Origin of the sequence: Gillisia limnaea DSM 15749 (assembly GCF_000243235.1) — a bacterium.
GTDB lineage: Bacteria > Bacteroidota > Bacteroidia > Flavobacteriales > Flavobacteriaceae > Gillisia > Gillisia limnaea.
Window position 1 is genome coordinate 2146923 of sequence record NZ_JH594606.1, and the last position, 19549, is coordinate 2166471.

The window sequence follows — 19549 nt, forward strand, 5'->3', positions numbered from 1 at the left end:
TATGCCCATAGAATATCTTCCTTTCCTATTCTTTTTTATCGCATTATTTTATAGTTCAGTAGGATTTGGAGGCGGCTCAAGTTATCTGGCAATTCTCAGCCTGGTGCTAACCGACTTTTACGAGATACGTTCTATTGCATTACTTCTGAATATTTGTGTGGTTACAATAGGAACCATAGTATTCATTAAAAATGGAGTTTTAAAATTTAAACTTATCTGGCCATTTTTTGTTTTAAGTATTCCACTTGCCTATTTGGGAGCACAACTAAAACTATCGCAGGCTACATTTTTTCTAATTTTAGGAGGTGCCCTGGTTTTAGCCGGTGCATTTATGGTGCTGCAATTTTTAAAGAGTAGAACACTCTCCAGGGAATTTTCAAATCCCAAAAAATTACTGCTGGGGGGAAGCATTGGCCTGTTATCGGGCATTTCAGGAATAGGTGGAGGGATATTCCTGTCTCCTGCACTAAACCTTTTAAAATGGAAAAACCCAAGAATTATCGCTTCACTGGCTTCGGTTTTCATCCTGGTTAATTCTATTGCCGGGCTTATTGGTTTAAATGTTGCCGGAACATTCCGTCTTGATTATGACCTGGTGTTTAAGTTGATTGTTGCTGTGGTTTTGGGAGGAAGCCTGGGTTCGTATCTTTCTATGAAGAAATTTAACTTAAAGTTCCTGGGAATTCTAACGGCAATACTTGTTTTTTATGTGGGACTCAAGATGATTTTACTTTACGGATTTGAAATTAAGGTCTAAATTGTTATTTAAATTGCAACTCAATTTCTTTCAAAGAATTTTGTGATATTAATTAATATCAACAACTTTTAGCCCTATCCTGTTTACCAGGATTACCGTAAAACCGCTAAAGATGAAAGTTTACGTTAGTTTAATCCCTCATTGAGGGTTTAACCCGCCTGACCGTCGGGCAGGTTCCCCGTCCCGATAGCTCGGGATGGCTGGAATTTTTAAAAGGATTTTTCAATTCATACTTTGTGGGCCTACACCAAATGAATTTCATTCAGGCGGGCCCACCCGAAAGCTACGGCCGGGCCTGCCCCGAGGTTTTTGATTATAAAACTTTTTGCCAATTAAATCATTGTCGCCAATGTCTTTGGCCTCAATAAATCCAACTGGAATGTTCTTTTTGTTAAAATGTAGTCGGGCGTACCGCATTGTTGTCTCTTAGGTTCGTTGGTCGCTCGGATGGCCCATCTAAAAGTATGTTCGGTTCCGTTTCCTAAAAGGTATCGTTGATTTATGTTACCAATATATTGGCCTAATATCATTCTTAGGTTTTCAATTTTTTCAAACGTTTGCTAAAAGTAACTCTTTTGTTTTTAGGGTTGGCGTTGTGTCCGTAAAAAAACAAATGTGATATTTGTGCAGTTGTTTTTTTATTTTAAAACCATTTAAATACCTTTTTTCCTCAAAAAGCCTGAAATATTCAAAATGCGAATATGAGGTTCACTTGATTGGTTGGTCAGGCGTAATTTATTGGAGCTTACCTCTAAGTCTGGACCGAAACTGGTTGTGGCAATTAACACAGCTCTGTTGGAGGATATCGTATTGACTCAATATCTCCGACATTTTCTTTTGCTGTGCGGCCTCACTGATGGATACAGCACGATCATGGACCACCATATCAATTCGCACAAACTCCTGTATATCTTCTCCCAAGTTCTTTTTGATAGTTTGCATCTGTGCGGGATTAATTTTCAGATGGGTAGCTATACGGTAAGCTGCACTGTCAATCATAGGATAGTTCTCTATAAAAATGCCTTCGTTTATCTGGTTCATGTCTGCCATCAGTCGATACATGATTGGCAAAAGTTCATCCGATTCCGTTAACTGTTTAGTGACTTTATTCGATGTACTGTCTATTGAAGTTTCAATTTCAGAGGATTTCTGGGTTGTATTTTTACTTTTGTCTGTTGAATTACAGGAAACCAAAATTCCAATAAAAACAAATGCTGTAATGAGACTTTTCATATTCTATTGTTTTTGGTACTAGCACATTAAATTTAAGAAAAAAATAAGTAAAAAAGCAATCAATTAGGTATTGTTGGTGGTTGGAATAAGCCCACAAAATAGGCGCGAATAATATTTCCTAATATTGCAGCCCCAAAATTTAAGGGCCGGTCAGCTAGCCCAAAGACAACAGGGCGCCATCTTTTTTCAGGAAGTGGATTTAAAAAAGGCGTCTGATGATATTTGTGATTCTCAGGCCATTTTTAAAACACCTGCACAAGCCCCTATGCTTATTCAACGAGCAATTAAGTTTGCATTGGCAAGTAATTAGGTTTGAAGGATAGAATTACCGGCACATGTGGCAAAAATATAAGCTCAAAATCAACAATTTGTCCAACCTATAATAAAATATGCCTCACGTCTGGTACCCGGGGAAGAAATAGGGATAGAGGCCGCTTCACTTTTAAATAATGCAAAAACAGTAGGTATTTTAGCAGGGGGGTGGTTGCCGTGAAAGTCGGGATGCCATACTAGAGCGATCTAAAAAACTTAACGCACCTAAAATAAGATTATCGCTATATTATTCTGAAAAAAGCAGGGTATAATCGATATATTGATCGGTCTCTAGAAGCATGATTTGACGTTTTGCTTGGTTTTATAAATTTCTATCTATATTCAGGATTTTCAAAATTCCACCTGGTTCCATCATCCCAGGCTGTCCTGGAATTGCCATACGAAGGGTAACCACCCGCTTCTTTCAGGATTTTTGCCAGGTGCAACAGGTTATAGGTCGTAAACGTAGTATTCCGGTTTGTAAATTCTGAATCATAGCCTACAGGTGGGTTTTTCTTTTCTCCATTCCATTCGGTATCACCATAACTGGGGCCGGGGCCTACCTCCCCAATCCACCCGGCATCGGCTTGCGGCGGAATACTGTACCCTAAATGTTGAAGTGCATAAAGCATTCCCATAGCACAATGCTTTACTCCATCTTCATTTCCGGTGATTATGCAACCACCAACTTTTCCGTAATATACATATTGACCTTTGTCGTTTTGATATGCACTCATGGCATATAAACGCTCAATTAACTTTGAAGCCACAGAAGAACGCTCTCCCAGCCAAATGGGGGTACCTATTATCAGAATATCGGCAGCAATTATTTTTTTGTAGAGTTTTGGCCAGTCATCTTGCGATTCGCCCTCTTTGGTCATATCGGGTTGGACTCCTACCGGTACCTCAAAATCTGCTAAACGTATGATTTCAACTTCCACCCTTTCAGATTCCATAATTTTAACTGAAACATCCATTAAATCACGAGTGTGACTTTTTGCGGGAGATTTTTTTAAAGTGCAGTTTACGTAGACGGCTTTCAAGCCAGAAAAGTTATTTTTCATAATTGAATTGATTGGTATAATTATAATTTTTATTAGGTCGAATGCAAAAGCCGATCATTACCGATTATATAATTTTTAAACAGTTTTATTTCAAAATTCAGCTTTATTTAAGCTAAATTACTCCATATTATTCAGTTTTTACTCCGGTTTTTTCTATTCATCACTAAGGTTTCAAAATGCATAGGAAGCTTACCAGTATACATTTATGCAGGTGAGTTGCAATCCTCCCCGCTTTATTTTTGGGTTCCTTGAATTGTAACCTTGAACGAGATTTAAATTATTAATCAATTCAAATCATATAATTAAATGACATCTTAATTTTTCTTTCCTTGATAATATTTGCTATGCGATCCATTGCTATTCTGGAATATAAAAAACACCTTGCATATTTCTAATTTATTCGATTTATGGATTTTGAAATTAGCTTATTATCTAATAACTATTTAACAGATAAATATTGGATTTACCTTTAACCATTTCTTCTCTAGTTGAAAAGGTGTAGTTGTGCCTAGGGTTTCAGCGAGATCACTTACCCACGTTTCTGAAGACCCTACCCTTTTGATAGAGATTGTGGTATTATTTTATAGTTTACCTAAATAGGTTTAGATCCTGCTCTTTTATGGCCACTTTCATGCGTGAATTTGTCCAGTAAGAAATAAACAGGACAAAAACCTGTGAAATAACTGGAAATTTGCAGTACCGCCACAACTCCAGCCAAATAAACCCACTGTATGTCAACACTCAAACATAGCACTACGCTTATCAAATAAATAATTCCTACTATACCATCAAGCATTCTTAGTATAAACTTCGTTGTTTATCCCGCTGCCACCTGGTTTTTAAGTTTTTCCTTCAGGATAGGAAGTGAAATAATAAAAGTAGCCCCTTCACCATCATTATTTACCAACTTGAGGGAGCCGTGATGTCCATGGGTGATGATGTTATAACTAAGACTAAGACCAAGACCTGTGCCTTCACCTGTGGGTTTTGTTGTAAAAAACGGCTCAAAAATCTTTTCTCTGATCTCCTCGGAAATACCCGGGCCGTTGTCTGATATTGTTATTTCTACAAAACCCTCAGCTTTCCTGGTAGAGATCTTTACAATGGGTTCAAAAAAATCTCCCAGCGTCTTGCTTTTATGCAGAACTGCATCAAGAGAATTTCCAATAACATTCAGAAGTACCTGGCCTACTTCCTGGCCTACAATGTTTATTTCTTCAATATATGGATCCAGATCCTTTTTTATTGTAGCCTTAAATCCCGAATATTGATTACGCTTACCCTGGTATGCAAGATCTGTATATTTTTCTACCAGATCATTTACATCAAAAAGTTCAAAAATTGGTTTTCCTCCTCTGGCGTGCTGCATCATGGATTGTACAATGGCATCTGCCCGTTTCCCATGTTCATGGATTTTAGTTGTGTTTTGTTTGAGATCGTGCATTAAAAAGGCAACTTCCTCTTCATTTCCGGTTTTTCTGGCTTCCTCCAGTTCTTCAACCAGGTCAACAGAAAGTTCCGCAAAATTATTTATGAAATTGAGCGGATTCTTAATCTCATGAGCAACTCCGGTTGCAAGCCGGCCAAGGGAAGCCATTTTTTCTGCCTGTATCAGTTGCTTTTGGGTGGCTTTTAATTCATTATAAGCTTTTTCCAGTTCCCTTGCTTTCTCAAGTTCCAGGGCTTTTTTCTCATTTTCCGACTGAAGTGCCAGTGCCTGAGCTTCAGCAGCAGTAGATCTTGCATTTGCTGTTTCTGCTCGTAATTCCGCCTCTCTCAGCCTTGCATTATCTCTCTCTCTTTTGATAAGTCGTGCACGTTGTAGCCTGTCAATAAGCAATCCAAGTATTCCAAGAAAGGTAAAATAAATTAAGAAAGCATACCATTGTAACCACCATACCGGTTCCACCATAAATTTGTATGATATAGGGTCTTCCGCCACTACCCCGCTTTCATTTTCAGCAGTTACCTCCAGGGTGTATTCCTTTGGCCAAAAATAGGCAGGAAGGTTGGTATACCTCAATCTTTTTATTCCTGAGGGTGGGGACCAGGTGTCATCATATCCTACCAATCTGGTTTTGTATTGAACATCAGATACATTAGCATAGCTAAGGGCTGCATATTCAAAATTAACTTCATTCCTACTATCACTTTTATAAGAAATATCCACATTTGTAAGCTGCAACTTTGGAGGAACCGAATTTGGCTGATCCTTGTCTGGATGATAAATCGATAATCCATTGGAAGTACCATAGTAGACATTGCCTTTATTGTCTACTTTTACCGATCCATATAACCAAACTTCATTATCAATCAGGCCGGTTTGCCGGTTTACAAACTTAATAACACTTCCTGCCTCAGGATCAATTTCAGCCAGCCCTTTATTGGTTCCAACCCAAATATTACCACTAACCGGGGAGACCGCAAAGCTTACTGCATTATCTGCCGGAAGTCCTTTTGAAACATTGAAATGTTGTAAGATTTCATGTGATTCGGGATCCATGAAATATAATCCTACCTGAGTTCCTACCAGAAGACGATCTTTGTGCCAAAGCAATTTTTCAATGTGATTGGTTGGTGCCCCGGTATTCAACGACCAAACCTGTTCAAAAATTTTATTTTCAGATCCAGATATATTTTTAAGATTTTCGGTGTTAAATGGATGGGTACTTCTATAAAGGCCGCGATCACGTGTCCCTACCCATAGAATCCCTTCCTTATCTATGGCAACAGATTTATAAAGTGTGGGAGGTAAACCTTGTTTTGGTCCCAATTCGTATAAATTACCTTCAGAGAAAACATAAAGGCTTTTTAAACCGGGAAACCAAATACTCTCCGTATAACCTTTTTTAGATTCATTCTTCAATTTTAAATTTTCTGAAGCAATAAAAGGAGGACTATCCCAAATAGAAAATAAATAAGCTTCCTTGCCGAAGATTACTATTTCACGAACATCATGAGCTTCCTGAATTATGAGGTTCTTGTTAAAAACTATCGCGCTAAGTCCCTGTGTAGTGGCAATCCAGATACGTCCTTTATCATCCATGGCAAGCCCATTGACCCAATCTCCAACGAGCCCGTCTGCCTGAGTAATAAATCTTGACAAACTGTATTCATTTACACAAGTAGCCCCGCCTTCTGTCCCTACCCAAAACCGACAAGGAGAATCCCCTGCAGTACCCGAAACAAGAATAGTATTTATTTTACCTGAAGGCAGAACAGGTCTTTCTCCACCTTTTGACCGTGCCGTAAAATTTTCAAAAGCATTGAAATTATATCGAAGCTTGGACACTCCCCCAGATTGGGCGATCCAAACATTCCCTTCAAGATCCTCAAGAATATAATAAACGTTGTCATTCAAAAGCCCGTTGGCCCTGGTATAGGTATTAATTATTTCCCCGGCCTTTTTGCTAATCCTTATAATTCCGGATTCCCCATTACTGGCAAGAATAGTCCCATCCTTAAGATCGGTTATATCTGCAACGTTAGAGGGCAGGCCGGCGAGAAAAATTTCAGGAGATTCTGAATTTGACCGGAAGTGGAGAAGCTCTCCATTCTGCCTGTAAGCCCATACTCCGCCATCTTTATCTTCAAAAACAGAAATGAAATTTTCAGCTCCTCCACTTAATCCATAAAAAACGCTGACTTCCCCATTATGGTATTTTACCAGCAACCCTCCATCAAGGCCGGCATATATTCCTCCGTCTTCCCCTGCAACCAAAGATGTTACTGCAAGTTCTTTTAGTCCTGTAATTGTGGTGGAAAGTGTATCGGCGGTAATCTGTCCTGCTTTATCTATATGATACCTGATAATTCCTTTGTCTGCAGTACCAATTAAAACCCTTCCGGCAGCATCAACAGTTAATTGCTGATTTCTAAAAACTGCTTCCCGGGTGAGGTGTATTCCATTAAAAAGTGAAGTAAATTCAATTTTTTTACCATTTTTATATTCCTTTAAAGGCTTTTTAGAAACTACTAAACCAGCACTGGAAGAAGACCAGAGATGCCCGTTACCATCCTCTACCATTTGCCATACTCCAAGATCCCGCAGACCATTTTTTTGATCATAGAGTTCCATTTTGGACCCATCATATCGCACAAGCCCGGAGGTAAATACAGAAAACCAGATGTAACCCTGGCTGTCCTGAAAAATATGAGTAACAAGAGCAGACGGAAGGGCGTTAACTTCGCTATCGCTGGTAAAATGGGTAAGCGGGAGCTCTTGTGCTCCCGCTTTAGGCCACATGCATAAAATGAATACTATTGGTAAAAATACCTTCCAACTCATTTATACCTGAATTTTATTAAACAGTTTTTCTCCTAAATTCCCCCCGATCCATTAAATGAACTTAGCATCCTGGTGTCACGGGAGCTAACAAGCTTTGTTGTTGTTGCCGCAGCAGATGATTGTATACTTTTTGCAGAGCATTGATTGTTTTCCCGGCAGGCAACTCCTTCAGAATAGGTAAGCAAAGCTTCATGAAAGGCATCCCTTTCCTGCTGGCTTAACTGAACTCCTCTTCCACTAATCACATTCAGTTCTGCAGTTAACAATTGCTGAATAAATTCTTCAAAGGGAGTTTTAATAGGATTGCCTAAGATTGAAAGTGCAGATCTTATTTTATCACTTCCAAACTGGAAAGGAGAATTCAACCTGTTTTCTATGGCTGTTAAAAACCCTGCGATTTCTCCCTTGCTATATGACGCATTTTTTTTGCTGGCATTTCTTATTTCCTGGACCCAAAATTTGGTAGGTTGAGTATCTAGTAAAAGATTATTTTCAAGATCATAAATTATATTGTCCTGATTTACGAAATAGCCAAAATTTAAAGCAGATTTATTACTTGTAATATTTTGTAAATCAATATTTGGATCACCAATTCCATAATAATTATCATTTAAAAAATCTTCAGAAATGGATATCCTGTAATTTCCATTGAGAACCATAAAAGAATATGATCCATCTGCGGCGGTTGATATAGTTGTTATTTCATTACCATCACCATCTAATAATTTTACGTTTTTACCCGAAAGTCCAAATTCTCCACCTTCTTTTTCCCCATCCTGATCTGCATCGATAAAAACATTACCTGAGAGCGTAAAAACATCTTTACAGGGACCAAGAATTTTAGCAGTTTCTTCAATGCTGCCCCGAATTCCGGTGGCAGTAATTATTCCCAAAGGAACGTCTCCAGCATAGGTAACCGAATAATCCTGACTTCCTGTTTTTGAAATCGAGCTGTTCCATTTTATAGCTCGTGCCTGTAAATTGGAAGAATTCCGCGGAGTCCAGCTTAACAAATTTCCTGCACAATCTGGAATTTCTAAATAAAAACTGTCCAATTGCGGGGTAACTCCATTACCGCTTACTCTATAATTAAAAGTGGTGGTTTTATTTTCTCCTGCCCCTTTCACTACTCTTCCTAAGAGGCTCATGGTATAAGTGTTAAGAAGAGTGGATTCGTACAGGGAAAGCTGTGCCACAAAATAAGCAGGTAAAGAGGCATCTTGAAGCTTACCAGAGAAATCTCCTTCTTCCTTTGTTACCTCTAAGGAATCTGCTTCATTAATAATAAAAGATTCTTCAGCAGGTTCACAGCCTGAAAATAACGAACCGATAAAGATCAAAACGACTAATAGGTGGATTTTTTTTTCCATAATAAAAGATTTGACAAATGTTATTTACCGGGAGGAGAAACAAAACAATTGAAAAACTGTGATATAAACCATTGTTTTCAAGAACCAATTAAATTGAGAGAATTAATTGGTAAGCGCTACAGAAGTGGGGCTGTGTTATAATAATAAAAACTAACAGTTGAAAGATATAAATTTTTTTCATAAATTTAAAAAAAATTAACAGGGTATTTTCACCCTTTTCTATCGTTAATAATGATATTCGCAAGAAAACCTACTCCCCACAGGTTTTGAATACTATATGTTTTAAAACTTTTATTCAATAAATAATTTGAAAGTTTTAATTCGAGCTGATCTAATTTATTTTACGAAGACAGGCAGACAGGAAATAAAAATTTACAGGCCTGATATTTTTGTTTTTTCTTTTATGAATTTTGCCAAAAGAATAAAGCTTGAAATAAAGATAAATCTGCATTGAGCATTATAAAATAGAGGCCCTTGCCATTAATTTTTAAGAACAAACCGAATGAATACAGCTAAAATTAATGAACTGGAATCCGTCCACCTGGAAGCAGTAAAGCTTATTACCGATTTGTCTTCTTTGTCTTCAGAACATTTGAATGAGCACTTGTTTAATAAAATCTTTGCACCGTCTTTTCATATTTATGGAGCAACCAGGGAGGAAATAACCTGTTTTGAACAATATGAAGATCTGGTCAAAAGACAAAATAAGTTAACTAAAGATTCAAATGATAAAAAGCTTGTAGACAGCAATCCTGTTTTGCGTTCTTATTCCCCTAATGGTGAAGTTGCGGTTTATGTTGATAATTTGAAATTTAGAATTAACGATAGTAAAGCTCCTAAGGAGGTGGAAAAAAGGGTTTCATTGGTCCTTTTTAAACTTAGTGAGGGATGGCGGGTCTCTCATCTGCACCTTTCTTCTATAGCAGCCAATTTTTACGAAAGGGAAAACCTTCCGAAGGGAGAATGGGAAATGAAAAATATGGCCCTTGAAAAAATGGTTGAGGCGCAAAACATAGATCTTATAAATTCCCTGGAGCAGCTAAATGATGTTAAAGCACAACTTATCCGCCAGGAAAAACTTGCCAGTTTAGGCCAACTTACCGCGGGGATAGCCCACGAAATCAAAAATCCTTTAAATTTTATTAATAATTTTTCTGAACTCAGTGTTGAATTCCTTCTAGAAATCGAGGAAAATTTAAACAAGATAGAAACCAATGAGGTAACAGATGAGATAAAGTCTTTGCTTGAAGATGTTAAAGGAAATCTCGAAAAAATCCACCAGCATGGAACCAGGGCAGATGGCATAGTGAAATCCATGTTATTGCACAGCAGAGGTGGCAACGGTAAAATGGAGGATACAGATCTCAATGCGCTTATTCGGGAATATGTAAACCTCTCATTCCATGGAATGCGGGCAAACAAAAATCCTATTAATGTTGATATTCAAATAGAAACGGATGACAACCTTCAGCCGGTTAAAATAAATGCGGAAAACTTCAGCCGTGTTATTCTCAACTTATGTAAGAATGCCTTTGATGCCATGAGGGAAAAAGTTCAGAAGGCTAACGCACAAAATTATTTGCCTCAGCTTAAGGTAAAAACAAGAGCTGATGACAAAAAGATTATTTTGGAAATTGAGGACAACGGGCCGGGTGTATCTGAGGAAATAAAAGAAAAAATGATGTTGCCATTCTTTACCACAAAAAAAGGTTCTGAAGGTACTGGATTGGGGCTCAGTATTTCCCAGGATATTATAAAATCACATGGAGGGATTCTTGAATTGGAATCCAAAGAAGGCGAGTTTACCCGCTTTATTATAACATTGGACAGAACAGATCAAAAATTGTAGTTATGAAAATATTAATTGTTGATGACGAAAGAGATGTGGAGATGTTATTTCGCCAAAAGTTTCGAAAAGAAATTAAAAATGAAGAACTGGAATTGATCTTTGCATTTTCTGGTAAGGAAGCTCTTGAGATTTTGGAAGCCTCAGATCCACCAAATGTTGTATATGTTTTTTCTGATATTAATATGCCCGGCATGACCGGACTGGAATTGCTGGGACAAATTAAAAACAGGTTTCCGGTAATCAAGGTGAGTATGATCTCCGCTTATGGAGATGCAGAAAATCATGATAAGGCCATGTCTTCGGGAGCAAAGGAGTTTTTTACCAAGCCAATTGATTTCGTTTCCCTTAAAAAAGAGATCAGGGAAATCATGTCGGTTTAAAATCGAAAAAGTTATGTCTAAAATATTGGTCGTAGATGACGAATCGGATCTTGAAATTTTGATCAAACAAAAGTTCAGGCAAAAGATTAGGCAGAACGAATATGAATTCCTGTTTGCGTTAAACGGAAGGGAGGCGCTTGAACAGCTTGAAAAGCATAAGGATGTTGACCTGGTGCTTAGTGATATCAATATGCCGGAAATGGACGGTCTTACCCTGCTTTCCAAAATAAGCGAAAGTAATTCCCTGCTAAAATCTGTCATCGTTTCGGCGTATGGAGATATGGAAAATATACGTACCGCTATGAACCGGGGTGCTTTTGATTTTGTGACAAAACCTGTAGACTTTAAGGACCTGGAAATAACCATTGACAGGACACTTGCACACGTTCAGCAAATTAAACAAACTTTAAAGGCCGTTAAAGAAAATGATATCCTGCGTATGTACGTTGATGAAACCGTATTAAATTTTATGGGAAAACGGGAAGTTGATTCTTCTATTTTTGAAAACGAAGTTGTAGAAGGTTCTGTCGCATTTATCGATATAGTAGGATTTACCCAAATAAGCGAGACGCAGCCACCGGATGTGGTAGTGAACCTTCTCAATGAGTATTTTGACATTATGGTAAAAGAAATAATCAATCAAAAAGGTATTGTAGATAAATTTATGGGAGATTGTATAATGGCTGTTTTCAAAGGGCCCTATCACCTGGACCGTGCTATTGATGCCTGTCTCGCAATAAGAACTAAATTACAGGAATTACCCGAACGAAATAAAGAAGGGTTCAAACCACAAATATCTATTGGTATTAATAGCGGGGAAATGGTTTCGGGAAATATTGGCTCCTGTACCCTTAGGCGGTTGGATTATACAGTCATTGGAGATATGGTAAATGTTGCCGCCAGACTCCAATCTGCGGCTGGCGTAAATCAAATTCTTATAAGCGAGAATAATTATACTTTGATAAAAGAATCCTTCTCCTGCCGGGAGATAGGTCCTATTACTATGAAAAACAAGAAGAGTCCAATGGTAATTTATGAAGTAATCTCTTAATCCCATTTAATTCCCAGAAATATCCTTAATTATGAGTACCCCCACAACAATAAAGTGGCATTCTATTTTTTCTTTGCGTTCCATTTTATTTACGATGATCGGAAATTTTTTTGCCGTCCTGGGGCTGCAGGGATTTCTGGTTCCAAACAATTTTCTTGATGGAGGGGTTACCGGGCTCTCTATCCTTTTGATGGGAATAGGGAATCTTCATATAAGCGTATTATTATTGATTTGCAATTTGCCTTTTGTACTTATAGGGTTTAAAAAAATTGGTTACACTTTCGGTATTCACGCTATTATTGCGATTCTTCTGCTTTCTGGCGGAATGTATTTTATAGAAATAAACGTTTTCACAGAAGACAAGTTACTTATAGCACTATTTGGAGGGTTTTTCATAGGACTTGGGATAGGGTTTGTTATAAAAGGGGGAGGAGTAATAGATGGTGTGGATGTTATTGCCCAATACGCTCAAAAGAAATCGGCTTTTACTTCGGCCGAAATCATTCTGGTCATTAATATACTTATTATTTTAGGAGCCGCTTACCGGTTTGGTATAGAAACCGGTATGTATTCTATACTTGTATATTACACAGCCATGAAAACAACAAATTATGTAGTTGATGGGTTCGAAGAATTCACCGCTCTTAATATAATTTCTAAAGATACTGCTGCCATACAAAGCTTGATCGTGGAGGATTTTGGGAAAGGAATTACTATATTTAAAGGGGAACGTGGATATTTACCTGATTTCTTTGAAATCAAAGAAGATTGCGACGTCATCATGACCGTGGTAACCCGGTTAGAAATACATCGAATAAAAAAAGCTATATTTAAGATTGATCCCAATGCCTTCCTGTATGTGAAAAGCCTTAAGGAAGTTAATGGAGGGGTGTTTAAAGGGCATTGATAAGAAAAAAAATTTTAACACGATTAAAATAAATCATTATGAGTAGTACTGATCGCATTGACTGGAGGTCAATTTTTTCTTTGTCTTCTATGGCATATACCATTTTGGGTGTCTTTTCTGCCTTGGTCGCATTACAGGGTTTTATGATCCCCAACCATTTTCTGGATGGCGGTATAACAGGGATATCTATTTTGATGGAGGAGATTTTCCATATCCCTTTCAGTGTCTGTTTGATCCTATTCAACCTTCCATTTATTTTTGTAGGATATAAAAAAATAGGAAAAACCTTCAGCGTTAATGCTTTTTTAGCTGTCATCTTGCTGGCGGTCCTCATGACCTTCATAACCTTCCCGCAAATTACCAGTGACAAAGTGCTAATTGCGGTTTTTGGCGGATTTTTCATTGGGTTAGGAATAGGTCTGGTTATACGTGGCGGCGGTGTAATAGACGGGCTGGAGATCATTGCCCATTATACCAATAAAAGAATTGGCTTTTCCACAAGTGAAATTATCTTGACCTTTAACACCTTGCTTTTCATTGGAGCAGCTTTTGAATTTGGAATTGAAACTGCCATGTACTCTATTCTTGTTTACTTTACAGCTATGAAAACTTCAGATTATGTGGTTGATGGATTTGAAGAATTTACGGCATTAACCATTATTTCAAAGGAATTTGAAACCGTAAAATCTGTGATCGTAAATGATTTTGGGAAAGCCATTACCGTTTACAAAGGGGAAAGGGGTTATCTTCCATCCAGTTTTGAGATAAAACAGGATTGTGATATTGTGATGACTATAGTTACCAGAATAGAGTTACACAGGATCAAGGAGGTTATAAAAGAATTAGATCCCAATGCATTCTTTTATGTGCAAAGGATCAAAGAAGTAAAAGGAGGATTGGGAAAACATAATACCATGCAGCATTGAGCGAATATATATTTGAAGAGATTTATAAGAAAATCATTGCCAAACTTGAGCAGGATCTTCCCGGGTCGCTTGCCTACCACAACGCGCACCACACAAAATATGTCGTGGAAATGGCAGAAAAACTTGCCGTTTATGAAAACATAACCGGAAGGGACCTGCAACTCGTAAAGCTTGCGGCATTATATCATGATACCGGCTTTTTGCTCCACCGTGAAGAGCACGAAAGCCTTGGGTGCCAAATCGCCTCCCGGGATCTTGAAGGGACCCTAACTACAGCAGAACTGGGAAAAGTGTGCGGAATGATTGCCGCTACTAAAATTCCGCAAAGGCCAAAAAATAAAATGGAAAAAATAGTGGCAGATGCCGACTTATTTTACCTTGGGACTTCTAACTATAAAAAATACAGCCAAAAACTTTATTTAGAATTAAAACATTTTGATCCTTCGATAAATGAGGAAAAGTGGTTAAAGATCCAGATCGATTTTCTGTCTTCACACAGCTATCATACAGATTATGCCCGGGAAAACCTGCAACCGATTAAACAAAAAGTTTTAAATTCACTTTTAGTTGATAGATAAGGCATGAGAAAAATGCCATTTTAATTCTTTATTAATTAAATCTGCCTTTGGTCAGTTATTTTTTTTGAGTCCGATTTCTGCATATATGGTTTTATCGAAATCTTCTTTAATAGTACTACTCCCTAGTTTTCAAAAAGTCAGCATATCTTATCGATTAATGTTCCATTCTTTTAAAATAAGAATATGAATTAGTAGGTAGAATGAGTTGACCAACCCCTTGATGATTACACAAGTTTATAACCAGGGGATAATGACTGGAAATTAACATGTCCTTTGTGAGGCAACAATTGCTGTTAAACAGTATTGTTTATAGGTAGTGTGGCAAAGTAGTTTATTACTCGATATCTTCTTCAAAATATTCAAAGATTGAACTATTTCCGTTGAAATTTTTTCCAGACTTTTCCAATTATTTTGACAACCAACAAAACGACAAAGCCAATAATTAACCCTGCTATAAATTCAACAATAATGCTGGGAATATTCTCGGTAAAACCTTCCAGGTAATGAGTGTTATGTACAAAGATGCCTCCCGAAACCAACAGGAGTGCTATAGTACCTATAATGGCGAGGCTTTTAATGACCTTTGGCAGTGCATTTACCAGGAATCTCCCTATTTTATCGGATACACTATTCTCTCTTTCGTTTAGATCGATGAGTTTAGCGCCAAACTCATCCATTCTTATAATCATAGCAACAATACCGTATACTCCTACTGTTGCTACTAAAGCAATGATAGAAACCACAAGGATTTGGATAATTAAAGATTCTTCTGCAACGGTTCCCAGAGCTATAATAATTATTTCGACAGAAAGTATAAAATCTGTAATCACTGCCGATTTAATTTTGTCCTTCTCCAGGATTAAGGCTTCTTCTTTCGAAATTTCTCTAAGCTCCGGAGTTTCCTTTTTATGGGAGTGAGGAAATATAAATTCATATATTTTTTCGGCCCCTTCATAGGCAAGATAAAGTCCACCTAGCAATAATATAATAGTAATGGCCGGGGGCACCAGCCAGCTTAGTAGGAAAGCTAGTGGTAATATTATTATTTTATTGAGGAAAGATCCTTTAGTTATGGCCCAAAGCACCGGGATTTCCCGCGAAGACATAAATCCGGAAGCCTTTTCTGCATTAACAGCGAGATCATCTCCCAATATTCCGGCGGTTTTCTTACCTGCCAATTTACCCATAACTGCAACATCATCCATAAGCGCCGCAATATCGTCGAGAAGTGCAAAAAATCCTGAAGCCATAAATTGAATTTAATTTTTTAAGCAAGTTAAGCCTATGCCATTAATTTTTTTAAAACCTTAAAGCAAATAGCCATTTAAATGTAAAAGACAAACAATTCCTAATCTAAAATCTCTGTTAATGCCAATTTGAAAACTTCGTTCCCTATCGAAATTACGCTATCGATATCCGCGGAAATTTTTCCGAAAATCACAATCATAAAAGATTCCAGGCAAATTGCACAAAATCTTGTGATCTAATTTTTTGGTCACAAAAATAGGACTTAAGTGCTTTCTGGAAAGGAATTTATTCTAAATAAATGTAAATATTATTTTCCCATAAACAAGCGATCGAATTTAGCTATTAAAATTTGCAACATGTAATTGCTTCAATAGGATTTCGGTTTTTCTTTATTTAATAGTTCTAAATCAAGTATGACGAATACTGGATATTTTTTTGTTTTCTATAAATTAATTGGAAGTCAGAAGTTTATCGGCTATAGGTTTTTGATAGGTATTCAAATATGGGTTGTGTTTTTCTACCCAAAATCACCTCCAAATTATTGGCTTGTTGGTCCAATTTTCCAATTGAAAAGCAAGCTTTCCAACGAACAATTTTGAAAGAAGAATAGTATTTTTCACCTAAGATGACGAGTTCAAAACTCATCGACTTAAAAATCAAGAAGCTATGGCAAGCCCACCCGAAGGGCACTGGCCAGGCCCGCATGAAATAAATTCATTTCGGGCCAGCCTAAGCGTATGAATAAAAATTCGAGGCATCCCGATAGCTGGGGATGGGAAACCTGCCCGACGGTCAGACGAGTTAAACCCTCTATGAGGAACTAAAAAATACATGTTTGGCGATTTTAATCGAGTTGACAATCCAATTTTATCACTCTCGTATTTTAAAATACAATTGACAGGTATAGGCTTGTGTAGATTGCTTAAACCTTGTTTAAATTTTTCTAAAAACATTAAACATATTAAAAAATTTATTAAAATTAACGGAAACAAATTTGAAATAGATTATTTTGATATGACACAAGAATTAGGAAATGCCAATTTTGAAAACTTCATTGGAGCAACAGAAGGCTTCTCAGAAATTGCGTATCAGTTTACATCGCACATTCTTACATTAGGTTATGCGGTGATGCTCGCTGGATTGCTATATTTTATCCTGACGATTAAAAAAGTAGATAAAAAATATCAAATGTCCAATATATTATCTGCGGTGGTAATGGTTTCTGCATTTTTGCTTTTGTATGCGCAAGCCGAGAATTGGACCACAAGTTTTACTTTTGATATATCCAGAGGAAAGTATTTTTTAGAACCGAATGGTGATTTATTTAACAATGGATACCGTTACCTCAACTGGCTTATCGATGTACCGATGCTGCTTTTCCAGATTCTTTTCGTAGTAAGTCTTACAAAATCAAAATTTAGTTCTATACGTAATCAATTTTGGTTTTCTGGTGCGATGATGATTATTACAGGTTATATAGGTCAATTTTATGAAGTAAGTAATCTTACCGCATTTTTTGTTTGGGGAGCCATTTCATCGGTATTCTTTTTCCATATCCTATGGGTGATGAAAAAGGTAATAAATGAAGGCAAAGAAGGTCTCTCGGCTGATGCTCAAAAGATTTTATCAAATATATGGGTACTCTTCCTAGTCTCCTGGTTCTTGTATCCTGGAGCTTATCTAATGCCATATCTAACAGGGCTAGATGGCTTCTTTTTCAGTGAAGATGGAGTGATGGCAAGGCAGTTAACCTATACTATTGCCGATGTTTGTTCCAAAGTAATATACGGTGTACTCCTTGGTAATCTTGCATTGAAACTGAGCAATAACAAAGAAATGGTTGAGCTGAGTAACTAGATCACTATTATGAATAAGTTTTTGAACAAATAGTTAAAGAAAGATATGTAGCACCTGCACTGCCTTTGTAGCCAAATATGGTCAAACATCGTTCCTAATCTAAGTGTTCTGGAAAATGCATTTGCTAGTCAGGCTAGCCATTTTCAAATAGCTATTGTCGTATTCAAAAAAATAAGCCTCATCCTTCTCTGCGGGTATTCCAGCTAATTATTTGTCAATTATAATTTTAGCATGTCTCGCGGGTTGTAGGTTGAGGTTTTAATGTAGATCCAAAAAACAGCAATACCTGATTCACTTTGTCGGTCATCAAATTGGACTTAGCTTCAAGATCACGAAAAAAACGCAGCCCTACGCCGGTTAGATCAGACAGGTCTATTTTGGTTAATTTTATTTTGCACATACTCAGCTATAGGATTGTTACGATTCCAATCTTCCATAAATATACCTTTAGAGGTACAAAACAGTAAAAATTATATTTAATATACCTGAAAAGGTATAAAAAATTTATTATAAAGGCTCTAGTTTAATTTGGCGTTGATATTTTAAAATAAAATGAAAAATCCGAAGGTTTCAAGTAGGTCTGAATATAGAAAATTCAATTGTTCCCTTTAGGGCCAGGGTAAAAATAATTGAATTTTCGGCATTTTGCCTTACCCCGCCCCTAAAGGGCGTCAAAATACCGAAAATTAGATAATTCGGCTATAATACCTATTTTAAACTAGAGCCAAAGACAATAAAAGAACACATATGAAAAGAATATTAAAATTTTTACTCAAGCTCATAGCGGGATTTTTTATAATTACTATTTTTTTTGTGATTTTGTACAAATGGATCCCCGTGCCTTTTACACCATTAATGGCAATTCGTTATTTTGAGAATCCGGAAGAGCCAATCCAACATGACTGGGTTCCCATTAGCAAGATCTCTCCGCATTTACAACTTGCAGTAATTTCAAGTGAGGATCAAAATTTTTTGACTCACAGCGGATTTGATATAAAGGCTATTGAAAAGGCCATCGATGAAAACAAAAGGGGAAAACGCGTTCGGGGGGCAAGCAGTATTTCTCAGCAAACGGCTAAAAACGTTTTTTTATGGCCTCAGCGCAGTTGGATTCGAAAGGGGCTTGAGGTTTATTTTACTTTCATGATTGAAATTTTTTGGAGCAAGGAGCGTATTCTGGAAGTTTACCTCAATAGCATTGAAATGGGGAAAGGAATTTATGGAGCTGAAGCTGCTTCCCTTGCCTGGTTCAATAAACCTGCAGTAAAGCTATCGGCTTATGAGGCTGCTGCTATTGCTGCTATTTTACCTAATCCAAGGCAATACCGCGCAAATCCTGCCAGCAATTTCATCAATCAGCGCAAAAACTGGATCGTTCGTCAAATGCAAAATTATGGCCGGTTTGAATTAAATTAATCGGTCTTCCTAAAATATTCAACCTTGAAAGAACAGCTATTTGAAGCCTGTAAAAATTATCTGGATCACCGAATTAATCGGATTTTAGCAGCTATGAAGGACCTTGAAGAGTCCCTAGAAAATGAATCCAAGAGCAGCGCCGGCGATAAATATGAAACCGGCAGGGAAATGATCAATCTGGAATTTGACAAACTAACCGGGCAGTTACGGGAATTTAGAAAGCTGGAGGAAACCCTTCTAATGGCCGGGAGAAAAGTTCCTGCTAAAACTATACAGCTTGGAAGCCTTGTGAAAACTTCTGCTGCCAATTATT

The 19549-nt window shown here is 37.3% G+C and carries 17 protein-coding genes; 10 read left to right on the plus strand and 7 right to left on the minus strand.

The genetic code is table 11. The features are described from left to right. Nucleotide 1: 1 nt before the first annotated feature. On the plus strand, nucleotides 2-757 hold the full coding sequence (locus GILLI_RS11400) for a sulfite exporter TauE/SafE family protein (RefSeq protein ID WP_006989264.1): 756 nt from the start codon (nucleotides 2-4) through the stop codon (nucleotides 755-757). Nucleotides 758-1492: 735 nt separating this feature from the next. On the opposite strand, the gene GILLI_RS11410 is transcribed toward GILLI_RS11400, so the two are convergent. The 5 genes from GILLI_RS11410 to GILLI_RS17760 all read right to left on the minus strand — a co-directional run bounded on the left by GILLI_RS11410 (nucleotide 1493) and on the right by GILLI_RS17760 (nucleotide 9024). Continuing rightward, nucleotides 1493-1990: a hypothetical protein gene (locus tag GILLI_RS11410; protein WP_006989265.1), complete on the minus strand. Its 498-nt coding sequence runs from the start codon at nucleotides 1988-1990 to the stop codon at nucleotides 1493-1495. Nucleotides 1991-2634: 644 nt separating this feature from the next. Beyond that, nucleotides 2635-3366 (minus strand): flavodoxin family protein, encoded by a 732-nt coding sequence (locus tag GILLI_RS11420; protein WP_006989266.1) that lies wholly within the window; start codon nucleotides 3364-3366, stop codon nucleotides 2635-2637. A gap of 592 nt (nucleotides 3367-3958) precedes the next feature. After that, nucleotides 3959-4162, minus strand: coding sequence for a YgaP-like transmembrane domain (locus GILLI_RS18135; protein WP_006989267.1), 204 nt, complete (start codon nucleotides 4160-4162; stop codon nucleotides 3959-3961). Nucleotides 4163-4183: 21 nt separating this feature from the next. Beyond that, complete coding sequence (locus GILLI_RS17755; RefSeq protein ID WP_006989268.1) at nucleotides 4184-7654, minus strand: sensor histidine kinase; 3471 nt, start codon at nucleotides 7652-7654, stop codon at nucleotides 4184-4186. A 32-nt stretch (nucleotides 7655-7686) separates the two neighbouring features. Continuing rightward, nucleotides 7687-9024 carry a carboxypeptidase-like regulatory domain-containing protein gene (locus GILLI_RS17760; protein ID WP_006989269.1) on the minus strand — a complete coding sequence of 446 codons (1338 nt, stop codon included), beginning with the start codon at nucleotides 9022-9024 and terminating at the stop codon, nucleotides 7687-7689. Nucleotides 9025-9526: 502 nt separating this feature from the next. Between GILLI_RS17760 and GILLI_RS11435 the strand changes: the two genes are divergently transcribed. From GILLI_RS11435 to GILLI_RS11460, 6 genes are read left to right on the plus strand one after another with little or no spacing between them, the layout of a single operon-like run. Further along, nucleotides 9527-10873 (plus strand): ATP-binding protein, encoded by a 1347-nt coding sequence (locus tag GILLI_RS11435; protein ID WP_006989270.1) that lies wholly within the window; start codon nucleotides 9527-9529, stop codon nucleotides 10871-10873. Between the two features lie 2 nt (nucleotides 10874-10875). Continuing rightward, entirely contained in the window at nucleotides 10876-11253 is a 378-nt protein-coding gene (locus tag GILLI_RS11440) for a response regulator (protein ID WP_006989271.1), read from the plus strand. A gap of 13 nt (nucleotides 11254-11266) precedes the next feature. Beyond that, complete coding sequence (locus GILLI_RS11445) at nucleotides 11267-12304, plus strand: adenylate/guanylate cyclase domain-containing protein (RefSeq protein ID WP_006989272.1); 1038 nt, start codon at nucleotides 11267-11269, stop codon at nucleotides 12302-12304. Between the two features lie 31 nt (nucleotides 12305-12335). Then, a complete protein-coding gene (locus GILLI_RS11450; RefSeq protein WP_006989273.1) occupies nucleotides 12336-13211 on the plus strand; it encodes a YitT family protein in 876 nt (291 codons plus the stop codon). A 38-nt stretch (nucleotides 13212-13249) separates the two neighbouring features. Further along, nucleotides 13250-14137 (plus strand): YitT family protein, encoded by an 888-nt coding sequence (locus GILLI_RS11455; RefSeq protein ID WP_006989274.1) that lies wholly within the window; start codon nucleotides 13250-13252, stop codon nucleotides 14135-14137. Further along, nucleotides 14134-14715, plus strand: a complete 582-nt coding sequence (locus tag GILLI_RS11460) for an HD domain-containing protein (protein WP_006989275.1) — start codon at nucleotides 14134-14136, stop codon at nucleotides 14713-14715. Before GILLI_RS11455 ends, GILLI_RS11460 begins: the two co-directional genes overlap by 4 nt. 371 nt (nucleotides 14716-15086) lie before the next feature. Here the strand turns inward: GILLI_RS11460 and GILLI_RS11465 are convergent, their stop codons facing one another. Further along, nucleotides 15087-15965 (minus strand): DUF808 domain-containing protein, encoded by an 879-nt coding sequence (locus tag GILLI_RS11465; RefSeq protein ID WP_006989276.1) that lies wholly within the window; start codon nucleotides 15963-15965, stop codon nucleotides 15087-15089. An 829-nt stretch (nucleotides 15966-16794) separates the two neighbouring features. On the opposite strand from GILLI_RS11465, the gene GILLI_RS11480 reads away from it, so the two are divergent. Then, nucleotides 16795-17820 carry a bacteriorhodopsin gene (locus tag GILLI_RS11480; protein ID WP_006989277.1) on the plus strand — a complete coding sequence of 342 codons (1026 nt, stop codon included), beginning with the start codon at nucleotides 16795-16797 and terminating at the stop codon, nucleotides 17818-17820. Between the two features lie 226 nt (nucleotides 17821-18046). Here the strand turns inward: GILLI_RS11480 and GILLI_RS18140 are convergent, their stop codons facing one another. Continuing rightward, complete coding sequence (locus GILLI_RS18140) at nucleotides 18047-18220, minus strand: helix-turn-helix domain-containing protein (protein WP_006989278.1); 174 nt, start codon at nucleotides 18218-18220, stop codon at nucleotides 18047-18049. Between the two features lie 347 nt (nucleotides 18221-18567). On the opposite strand from GILLI_RS18140, the gene mtgA reads away from it, so the two are divergent. Continuing rightward, complete coding sequence (gene mtgA / locus GILLI_RS11485) at nucleotides 18568-19236, plus strand: monofunctional biosynthetic peptidoglycan transglycosylase (protein ID WP_006988991.1); 669 nt, start codon at nucleotides 18568-18570, stop codon at nucleotides 19234-19236. A gap of 24 nt (nucleotides 19237-19260) precedes the next feature. Then, nucleotides 19261-19549 (plus strand): hypothetical protein (locus GILLI_RS18580; protein ID WP_006989279.1); only part of this gene is annotated, 289 nt, incomplete at its 3' end.